This is a genomic window from Nocardia flavorosea (assembly GCF_015477805.1).
Taxonomy (GTDB): domain Bacteria; phylum Actinomycetota; class Actinomycetes; order Mycobacteriales; family Mycobacteriaceae; genus Nocardia; species Nocardia flavorosea_A.
Window position 1 is genome coordinate 244,035 of sequence record NZ_JADLQL010000004.1, and the last position, 17,049, is coordinate 261,083.

The 17,049-nt window shown below is 68.9% G+C and carries 16 protein-coding genes; 3 read left to right on the forward strand and 13 right to left on the reverse strand.

Annotated features, from left to right (window positions below; genetic code table 11):
• Window positions 1-7 precede the first annotated feature (7 nt).
• The 3 genes from IU448_RS19800 to lepA form a co-directional block, all read right to left on the reverse strand.
• Window positions 8-1,813: a GTPase gene (locus IU448_RS19800; RefSeq protein WP_195057153.1), complete on the reverse strand. Its 1,806-nt coding sequence runs from the start codon at window positions 1,811-1,813 to the stop codon at window positions 8-10.
• 103 nt (window positions 1,814-1,916) lie between these two features.
• Window positions 1,917-4,424 carry a hypothetical protein gene (locus IU448_RS19805; protein ID WP_195057154.1) on the reverse strand — a complete coding sequence of 836 codons (2,508 nt, stop codon included), beginning with the start codon at window positions 4,422-4,424 and terminating at the stop codon, window positions 1,917-1,919.
• 138 nt (window positions 4,425-4,562) lie between these two features.
• Window positions 4,563-6,440, reverse strand: coding sequence for a translation elongation factor 4 (gene lepA, locus IU448_RS19810; RefSeq protein WP_195057155.1), 1,878 nt, complete (start codon window positions 6,438-6,440; stop codon window positions 4,563-4,565).
• A 111-nt stretch (window positions 6,441-6,551) separates the two neighbouring features.
• On the opposite strand from lepA, the gene IU448_RS19815 reads away from it, so the two are divergent.
• The gene (locus IU448_RS19815; RefSeq protein WP_195057156.1) at window positions 6,552-7,133 is read left to right on the forward strand and encodes a type II toxin-antitoxin system PemK/MazF family toxin; all 582 of its coding nucleotides are present in this window, start codon (window positions 6,552-6,554) and stop codon (window positions 7,131-7,133) included.
• Window positions 7,134-7,154: 21 nt separating this feature from the next.
• Here the strand turns inward: IU448_RS19815 and IU448_RS19820 are convergent, their stop codons facing one another.
• Complete coding sequence (locus IU448_RS19820) at window positions 7,155-7,949, reverse strand: aquaporin (protein WP_195057157.1); 795 nt, start codon at window positions 7,947-7,949, stop codon at window positions 7,155-7,157.
• Window positions 7,950-8,253: 304 nt separating this feature from the next.
• On the opposite strand from IU448_RS19820, the gene rpsT reads away from it, so the two are divergent.
• Both rpsT and IU448_RS19830 read left to right on the forward strand, forming a co-directional pair.
• Window positions 8,254-8,514 carry a 30S ribosomal protein S20 gene (rpsT, locus tag IU448_RS19825; protein WP_195057158.1) on the forward strand — a complete coding sequence of 87 codons (261 nt, stop codon included), beginning with the start codon at window positions 8,254-8,256 and terminating at the stop codon, window positions 8,512-8,514.
• A gap of 147 nt (window positions 8,515-8,661) precedes the next feature.
• Window positions 8,662-8,907 carry a hypothetical protein gene (locus IU448_RS19830; RefSeq protein ID WP_195057159.1) on the forward strand — a complete coding sequence of 82 codons (246 nt, stop codon included), beginning with the start codon at window positions 8,662-8,664 and terminating at the stop codon, window positions 8,905-8,907.
• 260 nt (window positions 8,908-9,167) lie between these two features.
• On the opposite strand, the gene holA is transcribed toward IU448_RS19830, so the two are convergent.
• The 9 genes from holA to nadD all read right to left on the reverse strand — a co-directional run bounded on the left by holA (window position 9,168) and on the right by nadD (window position 16,954).
• Window positions 9,168-10,136, reverse strand: coding sequence for a DNA polymerase III subunit delta (holA, locus tag IU448_RS19835; RefSeq protein ID WP_195057160.1), 969 nt, complete (start codon window positions 10,134-10,136; stop codon window positions 9,168-9,170).
• Between the two features lie 130 nt (window positions 10,137-10,266).
• Window positions 10,267-11,904 (reverse strand): ComEC/Rec2 family competence protein, encoded by a 1,638-nt coding sequence (locus IU448_RS19840; protein ID WP_195057161.1) that lies wholly within the window; start codon window positions 11,902-11,904, stop codon window positions 10,267-10,269.
• Between the two features lie 118 nt (window positions 11,905-12,022).
• The gene (locus IU448_RS19845; RefSeq protein ID WP_195057162.1) at window positions 12,023-12,919 is read right to left on the reverse strand and encodes a ComEA family DNA-binding protein; all 897 of its coding nucleotides are present in this window, start codon (window positions 12,917-12,919) and stop codon (window positions 12,023-12,025) included.
• A gap of 408 nt (window positions 12,920-13,327) precedes the next feature.
• A complete protein-coding gene (locus IU448_RS19850; protein ID WP_195057163.1) occupies window positions 13,328-14,170 on the reverse strand; it encodes a DegV family protein in 843 nt (280 codons plus the stop codon).
• A gap of 3 nt (window positions 14,171-14,173) precedes the next feature.
• Complete coding sequence (gene octT, locus IU448_RS19855) at window positions 14,174-15,043, reverse strand: diglucosylglycerate octanoyltransferase (protein WP_280459119.1); 870 nt, start codon at window positions 15,041-15,043, stop codon at window positions 14,174-14,176.
• Window positions 15,044-15,062: 19 nt separating this feature from the next.
• Window positions 15,063-15,230 (reverse strand): hypothetical protein, encoded by a 168-nt coding sequence (locus tag IU448_RS19860; RefSeq protein ID WP_195057164.1) that lies wholly within the window; start codon window positions 15,228-15,230, stop codon window positions 15,063-15,065.
• Window positions 15,220-15,879, reverse strand: a complete 660-nt coding sequence (locus IU448_RS19865; protein WP_195057165.1) for a histidine phosphatase family protein — start codon at window positions 15,877-15,879, stop codon at window positions 15,220-15,222. The genes IU448_RS19860 and IU448_RS19865 overlap by 11 nt, the downstream gene beginning before the upstream one ends.
• Entirely contained in the window at window positions 15,876-16,280 is a 405-nt protein-coding gene (rsfS, locus tag IU448_RS19870; protein ID WP_195057166.1) for a ribosome silencing factor, read from the reverse strand. Before rsfS ends, IU448_RS19865 begins: the two co-directional genes overlap by 4 nt.
• Window positions 16,277-16,954 (reverse strand): nicotinate-nucleotide adenylyltransferase, encoded by a 678-nt coding sequence (gene nadD, locus IU448_RS19875; protein ID WP_228813645.1) that lies wholly within the window; start codon window positions 16,952-16,954, stop codon window positions 16,277-16,279. Before nadD ends, rsfS begins: the two co-directional genes overlap by 4 nt.
• Window positions 16,955-17,049 lie beyond the last annotated feature (95 nt).

The window sequence follows — 17,049 nt, forward strand, 5'->3', positions numbered from 1 at the left end:
GTCGCCGTCAGGCGGCGGCGATACTGTCCGCCTGCTGCCGCAGATCGCGCAACTTCCCCATATCGGTATCGAGCCGGGCGAGGCGTTCGGCGCCCCGGTCGCCGTACTGTGCCCCCGCTTCCTCGGCCACACGCAACGCCTCATCCGCCGCGCGTAACGCATCGGTGGCGATATCGGTGAAATGGTCCCGCAGTACCCGCTGCACTTCTCGCAGCCGGGTCCGCGACTCCTTGCCGACCTGGAAGACCACATCGTCCATCAGCCGCGAAACCGCCGCCTTCGCCTCGGTCTGCCGGCGCAACCGGCGCGCCCGGCGGTCCTCCCACAGGGCGTGCAGGCCGAGCAAGATACCCGCACCGGCCGAATACCAGTTCACCAGCGACATCCCGAGCAGGCTGGTGGCAAGGCCCACCATCAGAATGCCGCCGTAGGAACCGCGCAGCGCGGACAGGAACTGCTCGGTGACACTCGCTTTCGCGCTCTGCAACGGTTCCAGCGACGCGACGTCGGTCAGCAGATCCGACGCGTACCGCGGGCGGATATCCGGTAACTCCGGGCGGCGGTGCTCGGCCGGGAACCGCGCCGCGACCTGTTCACCCAGCTCCTCGGCGCGGTAGTTGGCGGTCTCGAAATTCTCCGCGATCGCTTCGGCGATCCGGCCCTCCAGCTCGGTGCCGAACTGCTTCCACCGAGCGGCCGGATCCATTTCCGATATCTCGGTTTCGGCGTCGCGCACCAGGGCACGCAGCCGATGCCGCAGATCGTGCTCGATATCGGCCATCAGTTCGGTACTGCCGTCGGCGAGCGTGACCTGCCAGGTCGCGGTGCGCTGCCGCAACTGGTCGGCCTGGTCCCGCGCGGTGGCCAACTGCTGAGTGACATGGGCGCGCCGGCGCGGATCGCGCAGCGCATCGGCTTCGGTACGCAGCACCACGCCGAGATGGTCGCCCACGAGCTGGATATCGCGGACCGCGGATTTCACGGCCATGGCATCGGCATGGGCCACCACATAGTCGCGCAGATGCTCCACCAACTGCGGTACCCCGGATTCGACCGCGCGCTGCTGGTTCCCGGCCCGCTGCGCCTGATGGTGCAGTTGCGCCGACACCGGCGCCACCGCGAAGCCCAGCCCGGCCTCGTCGAGCAATTCCCGGTTGAGCTCCTGCACCTGCGCCCAGTGCGGATTGCGGTCGATCTTGTTCAACACACAGATCACCGTGGGACAGATCTGCCCGATCCGCCGCAGATGCGCGATCTGATCCCGGTTGTACGCGGTATCGGCATCGCTCACATACAGCACCGCGTCGGCGGCGGCGATCATCGACCAGGTGGTGCTGTCCTGCATCGCCGCGCCCGGCGCGTCCATCAGTACGATCCCCTCGGCCAGCAGCGGGCTCGGATGGGTGAAGTCGGCGCGGATCACCCCCGTGGCCGATAACGCCGGCGCCGGGTTCAGCGGGTCCACCGGCTGGCGCCGGACCCGGCCACCGCCCTCCCGCCGGACCAGGGTGGCCGTGGCTTCGGGACCGTACTCGACGATCGCCGGGACACTGATCGGGCTGTCGGTCGCACTGACCGGCGCTCCCGCCAGCGCGTTCACCAGGGTGCTCATCCCGCTCTTCGGCGGACCGACCACCACCAGCCGCACCCGGGTATCGGCCACCCGGGCCCGGACCATACCGAGCCGGCCCCGGAGATCGTTGCGGCTGGCGGTGCGGGAAACATCCCGCAACTCGTCGATGATCTGGATGAGCGGGGCCATCACATCCGGATTCTTCACCGTGGCGGCCTGCGGTCCGGCTACGGCAGACAAGCCCTGCTCCTTCGCTCTCGGTCACAACACGTCCTGCGGCCACGCTCGGCCGTTCACCCCCGCCCACCCGACCGGATTCGAATCCGGGATCGGCCGTGAACCGTCAGAAATATACCCAGAAGGCTGGGTCGGGAACCGCGTCTTCGGCCACTGCCACAGTATGCGGCACAAAACCCGCCGACAGACCACCGATCAACTCGTCGCCGGCGAAACCCAGCACCGTGTGATCGGTGTAGGGCGTGGCCGTGGCGACCCCGTGCACATCGTACGGAACGACCGCGGCGCCGTGCCCGGCGATCGGCTCGACCTGTGGCGCGGGCAACGGTGTAGGCATCGGCTGCTGCGGCATGGTCGGCACCTGCGCGTCGGGCATGCTCGGCTGCTGGCTGGGCACGCTCACCGTCGGCACCTGCGGCTGCTCCGCGGTCGGCACCTGCGGCGCAGGCTGATCCGCCGTCGGGAGCTGCTGTGTGGGCAGGTCGACGGTGGACGGCGTCGCGCCCGGAGTCTGGCCGCCGGTACCCGGCGCACCGGTGTCGCCGCCGATGGGTTCGGTGGTGCTACCGGCCTCCCCGGTCGACGAATCCGGCACGGTGGTGCTCACACCGCCGGGGTCGCCGGTGGCCGAGGAGCCCTCGGTGCCGGTGGTCGGTTCCCCGGAACTGCTCGTCGGCGACGAACCGCCGGTCTCGGTCGGCTCGGTGAGTTCCGGTGTGGTGGTCGATCCGTCCGGCGAGGTGGTACCGCCCTGCGGAGAGGTCGTACTGTCCTGCGGCGAAGTCGTACTGCCCTGCGGCGAGGTGGTGCCACCCGGCAGCACCGTCGTGCTGCCGTCCACCGACGTCGTGCTGCCGTCGGTGGTGGTTGCGCCCGGGCCGGTGGTCGTGGAGCCGTCCGGGCCGGTGGTGGTGGCGCCCGGTGTCGTGGTCACACCGTCGGAGGTCGTCACGGGCGCCGTGGTGGTCGGCAGGACCGTGGTGGTGTCCCCGGGCAGCGTCGGTTCGGTGGGCGGTTCCGCTTCCACCGGCTGCGGCAGCCGGTGGAAGAGATCGGGCAGCTGGGCCGCCGGTGCCGTCAACGGCGACGGCCCCGCCGGGGGCTGGAAAACATGCGCCACCGGGCTGGTCGCCGCATCGGGCTGCACCGTCGTCTGCAACGGGGTGGCCGCGACCGGCTGTACCGCGGGTGCGACGGCAGCGGGCGCCACCGGCGGCGGAACCGGCGCCGGGACAACCGGAGCCACCGGAGCGATCGCCACCGGAGCGGGCGGCGCGACCGGAGCGACGGCCATCGGTGCGGGGGCACTCGGCAGCGGAGCCGGGGCGGCGGCCGGGACCACCGACATCCCGGAGGTGACGGGACCGGCGCTGCCCGCGGCGTTCTGCGCGGAGGCCGCGCCCGTTCCGGTACCGGTACTGCCGTCCACCGCAACCGAGGCGTCGCGCTGGACCGCCGCGTCCACATCCGCCGGACGGCCGGGCTCCGCGACACCGGGCTGTCCGGCCCCGGCAGCCGACTCCGCGGTGCCGGCACCGGCCTGCATCCAGCCGGTGTACTGATCCAGCTGATCGTCGAGCGAGAAAGCATCTTCGGCCGTGATCCCGAAATCCCAGTCGCTGTCGACCCGGACACCGCCGGGGCCCACCGAGATATCGACATCCATATCCGATTCGACCCGCACCGACCCGCCGATTCCACCGAGCGCGATCCCGCCACCCCCGGCGACGTCGGCATTCAGGGAGAATTCGAACCAGGCATCGTCGCCGCCGGAGCCGCCTGCGGCCGCGGTCGTGTGCGCACCACCGGGCAGATCGGAGAAACCGAAGTCCCAGCCGGACGGCCCGGATTCGTCGGACTGCGCCACCGACTTCACCTGCCCGGCCGGGTTCAGGCCGAACCCGGGCAGGTCGAAGATATCGGTTTTGAAGGCGTCGCCGGGTGCCGGTAGGTCGAAACCTCCGGGCGCACCGGGCCCTTCATTCCCCAGACCGGGAAAATCCTCGCCCAGACCCGGGATATCACCGCCCAGGCCGGGAAGATCGTCGAACCCCGGGATGCCCCCGGGAGCGTCCGGACTGCCGAACTCCGGCAGACTCGGAATATTCGATTCGGGCACACCGGTTCCCGGTGTGCCGGGAACGAAACCGATCCCAGGGGGATCACCGTCCGGACCGCCGGGAGTCAGCTCCAGCCCCGGCACCTCATCCATGTACGGCGCGGTGTAGGACTCCAGATCGTCGAAACCGAACTCCCCGGGACGGCCGACCTGGATATCGAGAGTTCCGTGCGGCAGCGGCATCGTCACGCTCGCGTCCCCCGGCGAGCCGAACGGCATCTCCTGCGGCGCAACCGGTTCCGGGTCCGGGAAGGTCACCACCGGGCTGGGCACATCGGGATCCGGGTCGACATTGTGGGCCCACCCGGCATTGCGACTGTCCAGTTCACCGGGCGACGCCGGGACCCCGCCGCCGTTGGCGGCAACCAGCGCGCCACCGGTCACATAGGCGCCGCCGCGGGCAACTCGCGCGGTGGCGCTGGCAATACGATAGGCGGCGTCACCGCCTCGTTCGGCGACCTCGTCTTCGTCGTCGAACGGCAGATCACTCGCCATTCCATAACTCCACTCTCGCGTGCGCCGGCGACCGCACCACCGTCGATCCGTCATCAGCCTATTGTCGACATCTACGGCTGTCACATTTTCGTTATCGACAGATATCCGGGCGGGGCCGGGGGCAGCGGAAACCCGCAGCTACTTCTTGTCCTTCGGTTTATCGGACTGGGCGTCGGAGGACAGCGCGGCCACGAACGCCTCCTGCGGAACGTCCACCCGGCCGATGGTCTTCATCCGCTTCTTGCCTTCCTTCTGCTTCTCCAGCAGTTTGCGCTTACGGCTGATATCGCCGCCGTAGCATTTGGCCAGCACATCCTTGCGGATGGCGCGGATGTTCTCGCGGGCGATGATCTTGGATCCGATGGCCGCCTGGATCGGCACCTCGAACTGCTGGCGCGGGATCAGCTCACGCAGTTTGGTGGTCATCTTGTGCCCGTAGGCCTGGGCGGCGTCGCGGTGCACGATGGCGCTGAACGCGTCCACTGCCTCACCCTGCAGCAGGATATCCACCTTCACCAGCTGCGATTCCCGTTCGCCGGCTTCCTCGTAGTCCAGCGAGGCGTACCCGCGGGTGCGCGATTTCAGCGAATCGAAGAAGTCGAAGATGATCTCGGCCAACGGCAAGGTATAGCGCAACTCCACGCGGGTCTCGGACAGATAGTCCATCCCGCCGAGGTCGCCGCGTCGCGACTGGCACAGCTCCATGATCGCGCCGATGAACTCGCTGGGCGCGATGATGGTGACCTTCACCACCGGTTCGAAAACCTGGCGTACCTTGCCTTCCGGCCAGTACGAGGGGTTGGTCACGGTGTGTTCCGTACCGTCCTCCATCACCACCCGGTACACCACGTTCGGCGCGGTGGAGATCAGGTCGAGCCCGAATTCGCGCTGCAATCGCTCCCGGGTGATCTCCATATGCAGCAACCCGAGGAAGCCACAGCGGAAACCGAAGCCGAGCGCCACCGAGGTCTCCGGCTCGTAGGTGAGCGCGGCATCGTTGAGCTGCAGTTTGTCCAATGCATCCCGAAGATCCGGATAGTCGGAGCCGTCCACCGGATACAACCCGGAATACACCATGGGCCGCGGTTCGCGATATCCGGTGAGCGGTTCGCCGGCGCCGTTGCGTGCGGAGGTGACGGTATCGCCGACCTTGGACTGCCGCACATCCTTCACCCCGGTGATCAGGTAACCCACCTCACCGACGCCCAACCCCTGCGTGGGTTTCGGTTCCGGGGACACGATCCCGATCTCCAGCAGCTCGTGCGTGGCGCCGGTGGACATCATCTTGATCTTCTCGCGGGGGGTCAGCTTCCCGTCCACCACACGGACATAGGTGACCACACCGCGATAGGTGTCGTAGACCGAGTCGAAGATCATCGCCCGGGCCGGCGCGTCGGCGTCGCCGACCGGCGGCGGCACCCGGTCGATCACCCGGTCCAGCAGTTCGGTCACGCCCACTCCGGTCTTGCCGGACACCCGCAGCACATCCTCGGGCTCACAGCCGACGATATGGGCCAGTTCGGCCGCGTAACGTTCCGGATCGGCGGCCGGCAGATCGATCTTGTTGAGGACCGGGATGATCTCCAGGTCCTTGTCCAGCGCCAGATACAGGTTCGCCAGCGTCTGAGCCTCGATGCCCTGCGCGGCGTCCACCAGCAGAACCGCACCCTCGCAGGCCTCCAGCGCCCGCGAGACCTCGTAAGTGAAGTCGACGTGGCCCGGGGTATCGATCAGATGCAGGACGAAATCCTCACCCGCATGCGCACCGGACGACGGCGTCCACGGCAACCGCACGTTCTGGGCCTTGATGGTGATACCGCGCTCGCGTTCGATATCCATCCGATCGAGGTACTGCGCGCGCATCTGCCGCTCCTCGACGACCCCGGTGAGCTGCAGCATCCGGTCGGCCAGCGTCGACTTACCGTGATCGATATGCGCGATGATGCAGAAGTTCCGGATCCGCGACGGATCGGTGAACGTCGTATCGGCGAAGCTGGCGGGCACTCCACTCCTCATGGGTATCGGGCGTACTGACGACCATCGTCCCATGGTGAGCCGGGTCACCGGTCCCCCGGCCCCCGCCCGCAGCGGTACTCCGACGGCCATCCGTGCCGTTATCCTCCTGAGATGCCCCGCAGTTGGAACAGTCTCGGCAAGCAGCTCACCGCGATCGCGATACAGCAGGGCCCGAAGCTCGTCCGCCGGCAGGCACCGCGACTGATGGAAGCGCTACTCGTCCGGGGCGGCACCCGCACCACTCGCCACGCCCAGCGCGCGGTGACCGGCCCCAAGGGCATCCCCGTCCGCCCGGCGGCCTCCACACCGGTCCCGACCGCGCAGCGCGCCCGCCGGGTGGTCTATGCACCCCGGCTCGACGGCCGCGCCGACCCCGGCGAAATCGTATGGACCTGGGTGCCCTTCGAGGAGGACCCGGACAACGGCAAGGACCGGCCGGTGCTCGTGGTGGGCCGGGACGGGCGCACGCTGCTGGGGTTGATGCTCAGCTCGAACCCGGAGCGCGACCACGATCCCGAATGGGTCGGTATCGGCGCCGGCACCTGGGATCATCAAGGCCGCGCCAGCTGGGTCCGGCTGGATCGGGTTCTCGACGTCCCCGAGGACGGTATCCGCCGGGAGGGCGCCATCCTGCCGCGCACACTGTTCGACCGGGTGGCACACCGCCTGGTCCGGGAGTTCCACTGGAGCTGAACCGGGCCCGGCGCCGCCGGATCAGGCCTCCAATTCCCGGGACCGCCCGAACAGCAGCCCGTACAGCAGCGCGCCGAGCACACCACCGATCAGCGGGAACAGGATGAACGCCCACAACTGGCCCATCGCGCCGTCCTGGTAGGGCGCCACGGCCAGGCTGCGGGCCGGGTTCACCGAGGTGTTGTCGACCGGAATCGAGATCAGGTGGATCAGCGCGAGGGTGAAACCGATGGCCAGACCGGCCTGCGGGATCTCCGAGATCCGGTCGGTTGCGGCCAGCACGACGAAAACGAGCAGCGCGGTCAGCATCACCTCGACGATGATCATCGCGGCCATCCCGTAGCCCTCCTGGATCACCACCTCACCGGCGGGACCGGTGACCGCCGACGGGCTGTGCCCACCCCAGCCGTTGGCGCCCAGCCCCGAGACCGCGCGGTCGTAGGAGGGCAGATTCTTGGCGATCGCGAACAGCACCAGACCGGCGAGCAGACCGCCCACCACCTGGGCAACGATGTAGCCCACCGCGGTCCTCGGTGAAACCCTGCCCATCAGGAGCTGCCCCACGGTCACCGCGGGGTTGACATGACAGCCGGAAACCGGCCCGATCGCATAGACCAATACGAGCAGCGACAGGCCGAACGCCAGTGCCACCCCCAGCGGCCCCACCTTCTCACCGGCCAGAACGGCCGTGCCGACACCGCCCATCACCAGGACGAACGTGCCGAGCGCCTCGGCCATCCATTTCCTCGTATCGGGGAGATCCGCGGGCTCGGCACCTTCGAGTACAGCTTCTCGTTCCTGCGCAGTGGGGGACATGACGCCACCTTCCGAGAGGGTCGCCGCCCCGCCGGGGCGCGCACCGGGAAACCTGGGTCGTGCTGCGAAACAATGGCCGAACTGCTCGGCACCTTACGCCGCACGAACGATCTTCACAACGACATACGGCCAGGTCACGGTGTTGCAACGCACCCACGATTTCGCGGCGCAGCGCCCTGCTGGTAACCTGGCCACTCGGCATTGCCGTACCCCGTGCCCGGGCAATCCGGGCCGGCTGTAATCAGGGCTGGTACGCGCATACAGACTTTCCGACCGAACCAGACAGGAACCAGAGGATACCGGCGTGGCCAATATCAAATCCCAGATCAAGCGGATCCGCACCAACGAAGCGCGGCGCCAGCGCAATCAGTCGGTGAAGTCGGAGCTGCGCACCCATATCCGCGCCTTCCGCACGGCCGCCGCGGCCGGCGACAAGGAGACCGCCACCGCGCGCCTCCAGTTCGTGAGCCGCAAGCTCGACAAGGCCGCCTCCAAGGGCGTCATCCACGCGAACCAGGCCGCGAACAAGAAGTCGGCGATGGCGCTCGCGCTGAACAAGCTCTGACAGAGACGAACTCTTCGCACAAAGCCGCCGGGACTTCGACGACCACGGCGGCTTTTGGTGTGCCAGGGCTCGGTCAGCGTATGTTTTCCGAGGCAGTACCGGATGGCGCTCGTCCGGATGTCGCTCCCCTGTCGTAGCATGCCGCCCATGGTTATGTTGTATGCGAACCAATCGGTCGTCCAAGCCGAGGATCTGCCCGGCGTCATCCGTGCCGCCGAGGTACTCGGTATCGGTGTGAAAATCGAGAATGTGCTGGTCCCCGCCGACGACGACGGTAGCCAGGTCGTCGTCTGGATGGTCACCCGAGACGAGGAGACCCCCGTCTACGAAGAGTGGGAAGGGCGCTTCGAAGAAGTTGCGGAGGAAGCGCTGGAACTCAGCTCGGTCGATTAACTTCGACCCGCCCGGAGGGCCACGCGATGGTCTTCTCCACCATCTCCCCGCGAGACCCCGGGTCCGATACGTCCGATACCGCAGCCCCTCACAGCCCGGCGGTTTCAGCGCCATTGCCCGGCCCGGTTACCGGGCGGCTTCGGCGCCACAGCCCTCGCTCGGCAGCTTTCGGCGCCACAGCCCCGACTTCACCGCCCGCCGGCTTCGACCCCGCGGTCGATGCTCACGTCACGGCCCAGGCGGCTCGGCTGTCGCGGCGCTCAGTCACGTCCCTGTAGCGCCAGCAGTTTCAGTACGGCGTCTTCGAGCGCGAACCCGGAATCCGCGGCCCCACCTTTGACATCAGCGTTCAGCGTCGCCACGACCTGCAGCGCGGAGCCGATCGCGGCCGGCGACCAGGCGCGCGCCTGAGCCTGCGCCTTCTTCACCTTCCACGGTGGCAACCCCAGCGGTCCCGCCAGTTTGAACGGGTCACCGCGCCCCGCCGAGCCGACCTTGGCGATCGTATGCACGGAATCGGCCAGCGCGTCCGCCAGCACCACATGCGGAACCCCGCGGTCCTGCGCCCAGCGCAGCGCCTCCACCGCACCGGCCCTATTCCCCGCGACGGTCAGATCCGCGACCTCGAAACCCGAAACTTCCGCTTTGCCGGAGTAGTACCGCCGCACGGCGGCGAGGTCGATCTTCCCACCGGTATCGGCGACCAGCTGCGAACAGGCGGCCGCCAGCTCCCGCAGCTCCGATCCCACCGCGTCCAGCACCGCCTGTACGACCTCGCCGGAAACCCGCGCTCCGGCCGCCCGGAATTCGGCCCGGACGAACTCGGCGCGCTCGGAGGCTTTGGTGAGCTTTGCGCATTCGTGAATCTCGGCTCCGGCCTTCCGTAAAACCGGCACCAGCCCCTTGGCCCGGCCACCCCCGGAATGCACCACCATCAGCACCACCCCCTCTGGCGGGGCCGCTACAGCCTCGGTGATCACGGCCACGGCTTCCTTACCGGCCTGATCCGCCGATTCGAGAATGATCACCCGGTCCTCGGCGAACAGCGAAGGACTGAGCAGCTCCGCCAGCTCCGCACTACTGGCATCGCCCGCACGCAACCGGTCGACCGGGACGGAGTCCGGGTCGGGGGCGCCCGCCCGCACCAGCGCCGTCACTCCCGCGATCACCCGCTGAATCAGCAGTTCTTCTTCCCCCAGGACCAGGTGCACCGCCGCTCGCTCGCTCACGGCTCCGATCGTACGGCGCGCCCCCGACCGTTCCCGGGATCGACCTCGCCGGGGCCCCGCCTCCGGGTGCAGCCGTACGGTACGAACCTCGAGATCGAGATCCGCCCCGTTATCCGGACGAAAGCGACCGCTACCACCAGTGTGCCCACAGGAGCAGGGGGAGGTAGACGGTAGCAACGCCGAGTGCGGTGGCCGCCAGGTATCGGCGAAGCCGCGCGATACGAAGCGCCACGATCCCACCGGCCGCCACGCCGGCGGCGAACACCCCGCCGGATGTCCCCCCGGGCACGGTGAGCAGCGCGCCGGGGACGTCTGCCGCTTCGGTGGCCACGGTGCACAGCCACCACAGCGGTGGGCCGGTGAGGTGCAGGAGCAGCTCCGCGGGCGGATACCAGAAGGTGGATACCACTGCGGCTGCCGCCCCGAGAACGGTGACCGGTGCGATCACCGGCGCCACGAGGATATTCGCGACCACCGCCACCATGCTGACTTTGCCGGACAGGGCGATGGTGATCGGTGTGGTGACGACGAAGGCCGCGGTGGCAACGGCAACGAGTTCGGCGGGCAAGCGCCACCAGCCGTGGCCCCGGAGAAAGTCGGCCCAGCTCGGCGCCAGCAGCAATAAGGCACCCGTCGCCAGGACCGAGAGCGCGAAACCCGCCTGCACCGCGAGGGATGGCCACAGGGCGAGCAGCCCGATCACCGCGGCACACAGTGCGGGCAACGCCTGTTTGCGGCGACCGGTCAGCAGGGCGAGCAAGGTGACCGACCCCATGGCAGCGGCCCGCAGCACGCTGGGATCGGGCCGCGCGATGACGACGAAGAAAACCAGTGCGGTCGCAGTCACGCAGAAGCTCAGGCGCGGACCACAGGTCAGTATCCGGGTCACCGCCAGCACCACGGTCAGGAGCACAGAAAAATTCGCGCCACTGACAACACACAGATGCTGTAATCCGGACGCGACGAAATCCTCGTGGACTCGATCGGACAGGCCCGAGGTGTCTCCCACGACCAGCGCAGGAAGCAGCCCGGCCGCGTCGGGCGCGAGCGCGGGCCGGGCGACGGCGGCCAGATCCGCGCGCACTCCCGCGGCCAGGTCCTGCCACCACGGCAATGGCCCGGCAGCGGCCGGTGGACCGACCGGGTGCAGCGTGACGACCGTCAGATCGTGGTGCCGCGGGGGCGCGGTGCGGGCCCGGAATTCGATCGGCTGCCCGGGCAGCAGTTCGCCCCAGCGCGGACCGGCGGCCAGGACGACCACCGATCCACCCGCCCGGACGATCTCGTCGCGATAGCCGAACTCGCGCAGTCCGGCACGCACCACCCACAGCCGACCGGCCCCGGTCCCGCTGCTCCGCACAGGTTTCGGGTCGTCGGACGGGGTGACCACCACATGTACTGTCACCTCGTCCGGTACCGCCCGGAGCGGATGGACATCCACGTGATGCTCGCGCCAGGCACCCGCCAGCGCAAACCCCACACCGAGCACGGCAGCACCGAATACCGTCGTCGCGATCACCCGGTAACGCTCACTGCGGTGTGCTACTCCTGCCCACAACAGGGCCCAGGAAGCCATTGCCACCGACGTCAGGCCGACCGCGACCGCGACCCCGACCAGCCATCCCGCGGCGACAGCCGAAATCGTTGCCGTCCAGCACACCAGGGCGGCCGGCAGCAGCCGGGCATCCAGCACCCGCGCAACACCATCGGCGCCGCCGGCCGGCGGGTCGTCCCGATCCGCGTTGCCGGCACGGCCCGTGCCGGTCACCGCTGGATCCGGGCAAAGACCCGCGCGAACCACCGATGCCCTTGCCCCGCTCTGCCACTCGAGGCACCACCCGCTCGCGCCGGCCTCCGGGGGCCGGGCCCCGTGCCGCCGGACTCGGTCATACCGTCACCACTTCCCGGAGCCGGGCGAGCCGGGCCGGGCCTATACCGTCGACCTCGGCCAGTTGTTCCACGTCGCTGAACCGCCCGTTCGTCTCCCGCCAGGCGATGATCGCCTTCGCGGTGACCGGGCCGACACCGGGCAGCGCGTCGAGATCGGATTCGGTAGCGGTGTTCAAGTTCACCGGAGTGGACGCCGTACCGGCGGCGTCCGGGGCTGCCGCCGCTGCTTTTCCGCCGCTCACCGTGGCGCTGCCCGGCCGCGGGGACGCGGTATCGGCGGGGCCGACCCGGATCTGATCGCCGTCCGCGAGGCGCTGGGCCAGGTTGAGCCCGGTCAGGTCGGCACCGGTGAGTACACCACCGGCGGCGCTGAGGGCGTCGGCGACCCGGGCTCCCGGTGGTAGCCGGACGAGACCGGCCTCGTGCACCAGACCCACCACGCTCACCACCAGCTCGGCCGGCGGCGGGTCCGGCGCTGTCCCGGGTGCGGCCGGCGCGGTGGCGGACACCGGCACCGCGGCCGGCACCGCGGCCGGGAGCGCGGCGGGATGGGCGGCCGGCAGCGGCGGTACGGGCGCCGCGACGGGGCGCTCCCAGAACACCACCACCAGTGTGACCAGGAAGGCGAGCAGCCCCACCCCCGCCATGGTCACCACCCCGCGGCGGCCCGGGTCCAGCCGCGCGTCCCGGAATCGGGGCGGTATCAGGCGTTCCCGCCAGGTGGGTGCATCGGGCCCGGCGTCGAGCCAGCGCGGGGTGCGGACACCGTCGTCATCGTCGGTGAGTGCGGTATTCGGGTGCGGCGCATCGATCCCGGAATCGTCGCGCCGGCCGCCGCCGATGTATCCGCCCAGCTGCCGGTGTACCCGTTCCCGCTCGTCTTGTCGTGCCATGCTTGCGACGCTAGGCCCGCGGCGGTATCGAATTTCCATCCCGACCAGGCAACTCGACAAGCCTGTGGACAACCCTGCGCTGTGGACAACCCCGCTCACCGGCCGATGGACAGCCGACCGGGGTGGAAAGGCCCGAATTCGGTGGGCCCTACCGCACGGGCGACATCACATGCCTCCGGCCCCACTCGACGAACGGCCCGACCAGTCGGTGCGAAATCCAGCAGCCGGCCCCGCGGATTCCGCTCCCGGGCAGCCACAATGCCGACCGTTCCGGCGCTGCAGACACGGTAACGGGCGGACGGACCGCTCCCGGGCTCGCGCTGGAAGACGCCGTCACCGCCTGCGACGAGTCGGCGTCGACCGGCCCGCGGGCAAGGTCTCGGCCGCCGTGCACAACTGTGCCGGGGCTCAGCCCCACCCGCCGGGTAGTACCAGTACGCCGACCGCCCCGACCCCGAGATGCACCCCGAGTGCGGGCCCGAATTCCGCCGTCAGGATCTCCCGGACCTGTGGTAGGCGTTCACGTAGCTGAGCGATCACCGATTCCGCGGCATCGGCCGCATCCAGATGCTGTACCCCCACAACGGCTTCCCCGGATCCGGCAGCAGCGGCAGCGGCAGCCACCAGTTTCACGACTGCCTTCGACCGGGTGCGTACTTTCTCCCGCAACTCCAGTCTGCCCTGCACCAACTGCAGGATCGGCTTGCTCACCAATTCACTGGCAAAGAATCCGGCCGCGGTACTGAGCCGCCCACCGCGGCGTAGTTGTTCGGTGCGATTCACCAGGATGAAGGTGTGCGAGCTCTCCGCCGCCGTGACGGCGGCGGAGTGCACGGCGCCCAGTGAAGCACCCGCGGCGGCCGATCGGGCGGCAGCCAGCGCGGGCAGCCCGGTCGCCAGGCCCGCGCCGAGCGAATCCACCAGTCGCACGGACTCTTCGGCGCCCATATCCCGGACCGCCTGCCGCCCGGACTCCCAGGTGGCGGACAGCTGCCGGGACAGGTGCACCGCGACCACGCCGTCGCCGCCGCTGCGCGCCAGTGCCGCGGTATAGGCGTCGCGGAGCTCACCCGGAGACGGTGCGGAGGTGCTGACGGCGTCCGCGGTGTAGTCGATATCGAGGTCGTCGACACCCTCGCGGATCGTTGTATCTCCGACCAGGACATGTAAGGGCACGATATCGATACCCAGCTCACCGACGAGGTCCGCGGGCAGGCTGGCGGACGAATCGGTGACGATCACGACCGCCACAGCTCATCCCACCTCGCGCAGTATTTTCACCATCGATGTGGCGACCTCGGAATGCCCGTCCCACCCCCAGTGGATACCGTCGGGGTTCGCGTCGCCGGAGAAGATGTTGTCGTGCACGGCGGCCTTCAGATCGACCAGCGGCACACCGGTACGCGCCGACCAGCTCTCGAGTGCCCGCACCGCCGGTTCCCGGCCGCGGTGCACCCGCCCGTAGGCGTCGCAGTCGTGCACCGACGGCAGTACCGCCACCATCGGCAGCTCGGGCCGCAGCTGTGCCAGCGCCGTACGGCATTGTTCCAGGTAGTCCACGCTGACCTCCGGCGGCAGCGCGACCCGGCTGCCCAGCTTCGAGGCCCTGGGCTGGACCCATTGGTAGACCGAACGCACAACCCGGCGAAGCCCGGCAGGCCGGATATAGCGGATCAGTTCGCGGAGCGCGGTGGGCAGCGGCGAGGGCAGCGAATCCATACCGCCCACCGCGAAAACCACCGCACCGGCATGCGGTACGGCCGCCCAGACTCGGGGGTCGCCGATCAACGCCCAGTAAGCGTCGCGGCAGGTCCAGCCGATACGGGCCACCAGTTCGACATCCCAGTCGAGTTCGGACGCCACCAGATTCGGCCAGATCCGGGGATGATCGGCGGGCAAACCACCCTTGGGCCCGAAATAGGACAGCGAATCGGCGATCACCAGCAATACCGGCCGCCGGCGCACCGGGTCTCCGGCCGCGGCTCCGCCGAGCGGGAGGGTTGCGGCAGCGCCGTCGGTGTGGTCCGCGGGCGAGCCGGTTACCGGCATGGGGTGCGGATCGACCGACCCCTGGACGGGCCCGGTCGTTTCCGGCCGGCTCGTATCCTCCGACCTGCCTGTCACTGCGCGACCCTCCTGATGATCAGACTGCCTTACGCATATCGTCGCCGTCGGCACTCTCGGCGTTCTCGTCCTGTTGCGGCTCGGTCGCCGGGCCGAACAGCGCATCGGGAAGCGCGCGTTCCGGTTTCGCGGAGACCCGCTGGAACAGTTCGTCCGGAATCTGCCGGTTCAGGTCTTCAGATGACATCGGGTGCTACTTTCGCCGCTGCGTTCCACACATCGAGACGCCAGCCGGGCTTCTCGATGCTCGGACCGTGGCTGCTCAGCTGCACCCAGCTGGCATTGGCCAGGCCACCGAGGGCCGGCCAGTTCTGGGGCGGCAGGTCGAGCAATGCGGCCGTGAGCGCGGCGATCAGCCCGCCGTGCGCCACGAGAATCATAGTGGCGCCCGGCCAATCCCGCCGCTCGGCGAACAATTCCTGCACCACCGGCAGCGCCCGGGCGCCTACCTCGAGCTTCGATTCGCCGCCGGGCGGGGTGAAGGTCGCGTCCATCCGCCATTCCAGGCGCGCGCCCGGATAGAGCGAATCGACCTCCACATCGCCCATCCCCTGCCAGTCACCGAGGTGGGTTTCGCGCAGCCGCGGCTCCCGGATCACTTCCAGGCCGGAATGCTCCGACAGCGCCTGCGCGGTCTCGTAGGCCCGTTTCAGATCGGACGACACCAGGCCGATCGCCTTGTGCGAGACGAGCTCCCGCGCGGCCTCCTTCGCCTGCCGCCGTCCCAGGTCGGTGAGATCGGTATCGATCTGCCCCTGCATCCGGTCGCTTGCGTTCCATTCGGTTTGCCCGTGGCGCAACAGGATCAGGGTGCGCACACCGGTTTTCTGAGTCACTCGGTATCTCCAGCACTTTCTTCATCGGCGGCCTCCGGCACACCGATCCCCTCGACCGGAACGACGGGGCAGTCTTTCCACAGCCGTTCCAGCGCATAGAAATTACGTTCGTCGTTGTGCTGGATGTGCACCACCACATCGACATAGTCCAGGAGTGCCCAGCGGCCCTCGCGGGTCCCTTCCCGGCGAACGGGTTTGTGCCCGGCCGCGCGCAGTTTCTCTTCGACATTATCGACGATGGCGTTGACCTGGCGCTCGTTCGGCGCCGAAGCGATCACGAAACAGTCGGTGATCACCAACTGCTCGGAGACGTCGAGCACCACCACATCGGCGGCCAGTTTCTCGTCCGCGGCCAACGCGGCGACGGTCGCCATCTGCACTGCCTGGGCTGTCGCAGTCATGGTGTGGTTCCCCCTGGTCCTCGGTTCACGCTTCCATTACCTTCCGCTTGCGCCGGCACGTAGAGGTGCCGTTTCGATATGTATTGCACGACCCCGTCCGGTACCAGGTACCACACGGGCCGGCCCTCGGCCGCGCGCCGACGGCATTCACTCGACGAGATGGCCAGCGCGGGGACCTCGATCATCGTGACCGCATCGTCGGGCATACCGCGCAGATGGTCGGCCAGATGATCGATATTCAGCTCGTACCCCGGCCGGCTGACGCCCACGAATTTCGCCAGCTCGAACAGTTCCGCCCAATCCTGCCAGGTGAGGATGCTGGCCAGCGCGTCCGCCCCGGTGATGAAGTACAGTTCGGCGCCCGGGTGCTGGGCGTGCAGATCGCGCAGGGTGTCGACCGTGTAGGTCATCTTGCTGCGGTCCACGTCGGCGCGGCTCACCGAGAACCGCGGGTTGGAGGCGGTGGCGATCACCGTCATCAGGTAGCGGTCCTCGGCCGGACTGACCCGCCGGCCCGATTTCTGCCAGGGCTGGCCGGTGGGGACGAAGATGACCTCGTCGAGGTCGAACCGGTGCGCGACCTCGCTGGCCGCGACCAGGTGCCCATGGTGGATGGGGTCGAAGGTGCCACCCATCACCCCCAGCTTGGGTCCGCCCTGGCCTGTTCCGCGCATGAGTGTCGAGCTTAACGGGTCGGCCTCAGGCGGTATCTTCCGTCTATCGGGCATGCCCGCGGACGCGGAGGCCGAAGCGAAGGCGGAGGTATCGC

Excerpts from the sequence above, each read along its gene's own strand:
- IU448_RS19815 (WP_195057156.1), top strand. The coding sequence starts at position 6,552 with ATGCCCCGCAGTTGGAACAGTCTCGGCAAGCAGCTCACCGCGATCGCG.
- IU448_RS19805 (WP_195057154.1), bottom strand. The coding sequence starts at position 4,424 with ATGGCGAGTGATCTGCCGTTCGACGACGAAGACGAGGTCGCCGAACGA.
- nadD (WP_228813645.1), bottom strand. The coding sequence starts at position 16,954 with ATGCGCGGAACAGGCCAGGGCGGACCCAAGCTGGGGGTGATGGGTGGC.
- IU448_RS19820 (WP_195057157.1), bottom strand. The coding sequence starts at position 7,949 with ATGTCCCCCACTGCGCAGGAACGAGAAGCTGTACTCGAAGGTGCCGAG.
- lepA (WP_195057155.1), bottom strand. The coding sequence starts at position 6,440 with ATGAGGAGTGGAGTGCCCGCCAGCTTCGCCGATACGACGTTCACCGAT.
- IU448_RS19845 (WP_195057162.1), bottom strand. The coding sequence starts at position 12,919 with ATGGCACGACAAGACGAGCGGGAACGGGTACACCGGCAGCTGGGCGGA.
- IU448_RS19860 (WP_195057164.1), bottom strand. The coding sequence starts at position 15,230 with ATGTCATCTGAAGACCTGAACCGGCAGATTCCGGACGAACTGTTCCAG.
- IU448_RS19830 (WP_195057159.1), top strand. The coding sequence starts at position 8,662 with ATGGTTATGTTGTATGCGAACCAATCGGTCGTCCAAGCCGAGGATCTG.
- rsfS (WP_195057166.1), bottom strand. The coding sequence starts at position 16,280 with ATGACTGCGACAGCCCAGGCAGTGCAGATGGCGACCGTCGCCGCGTTG.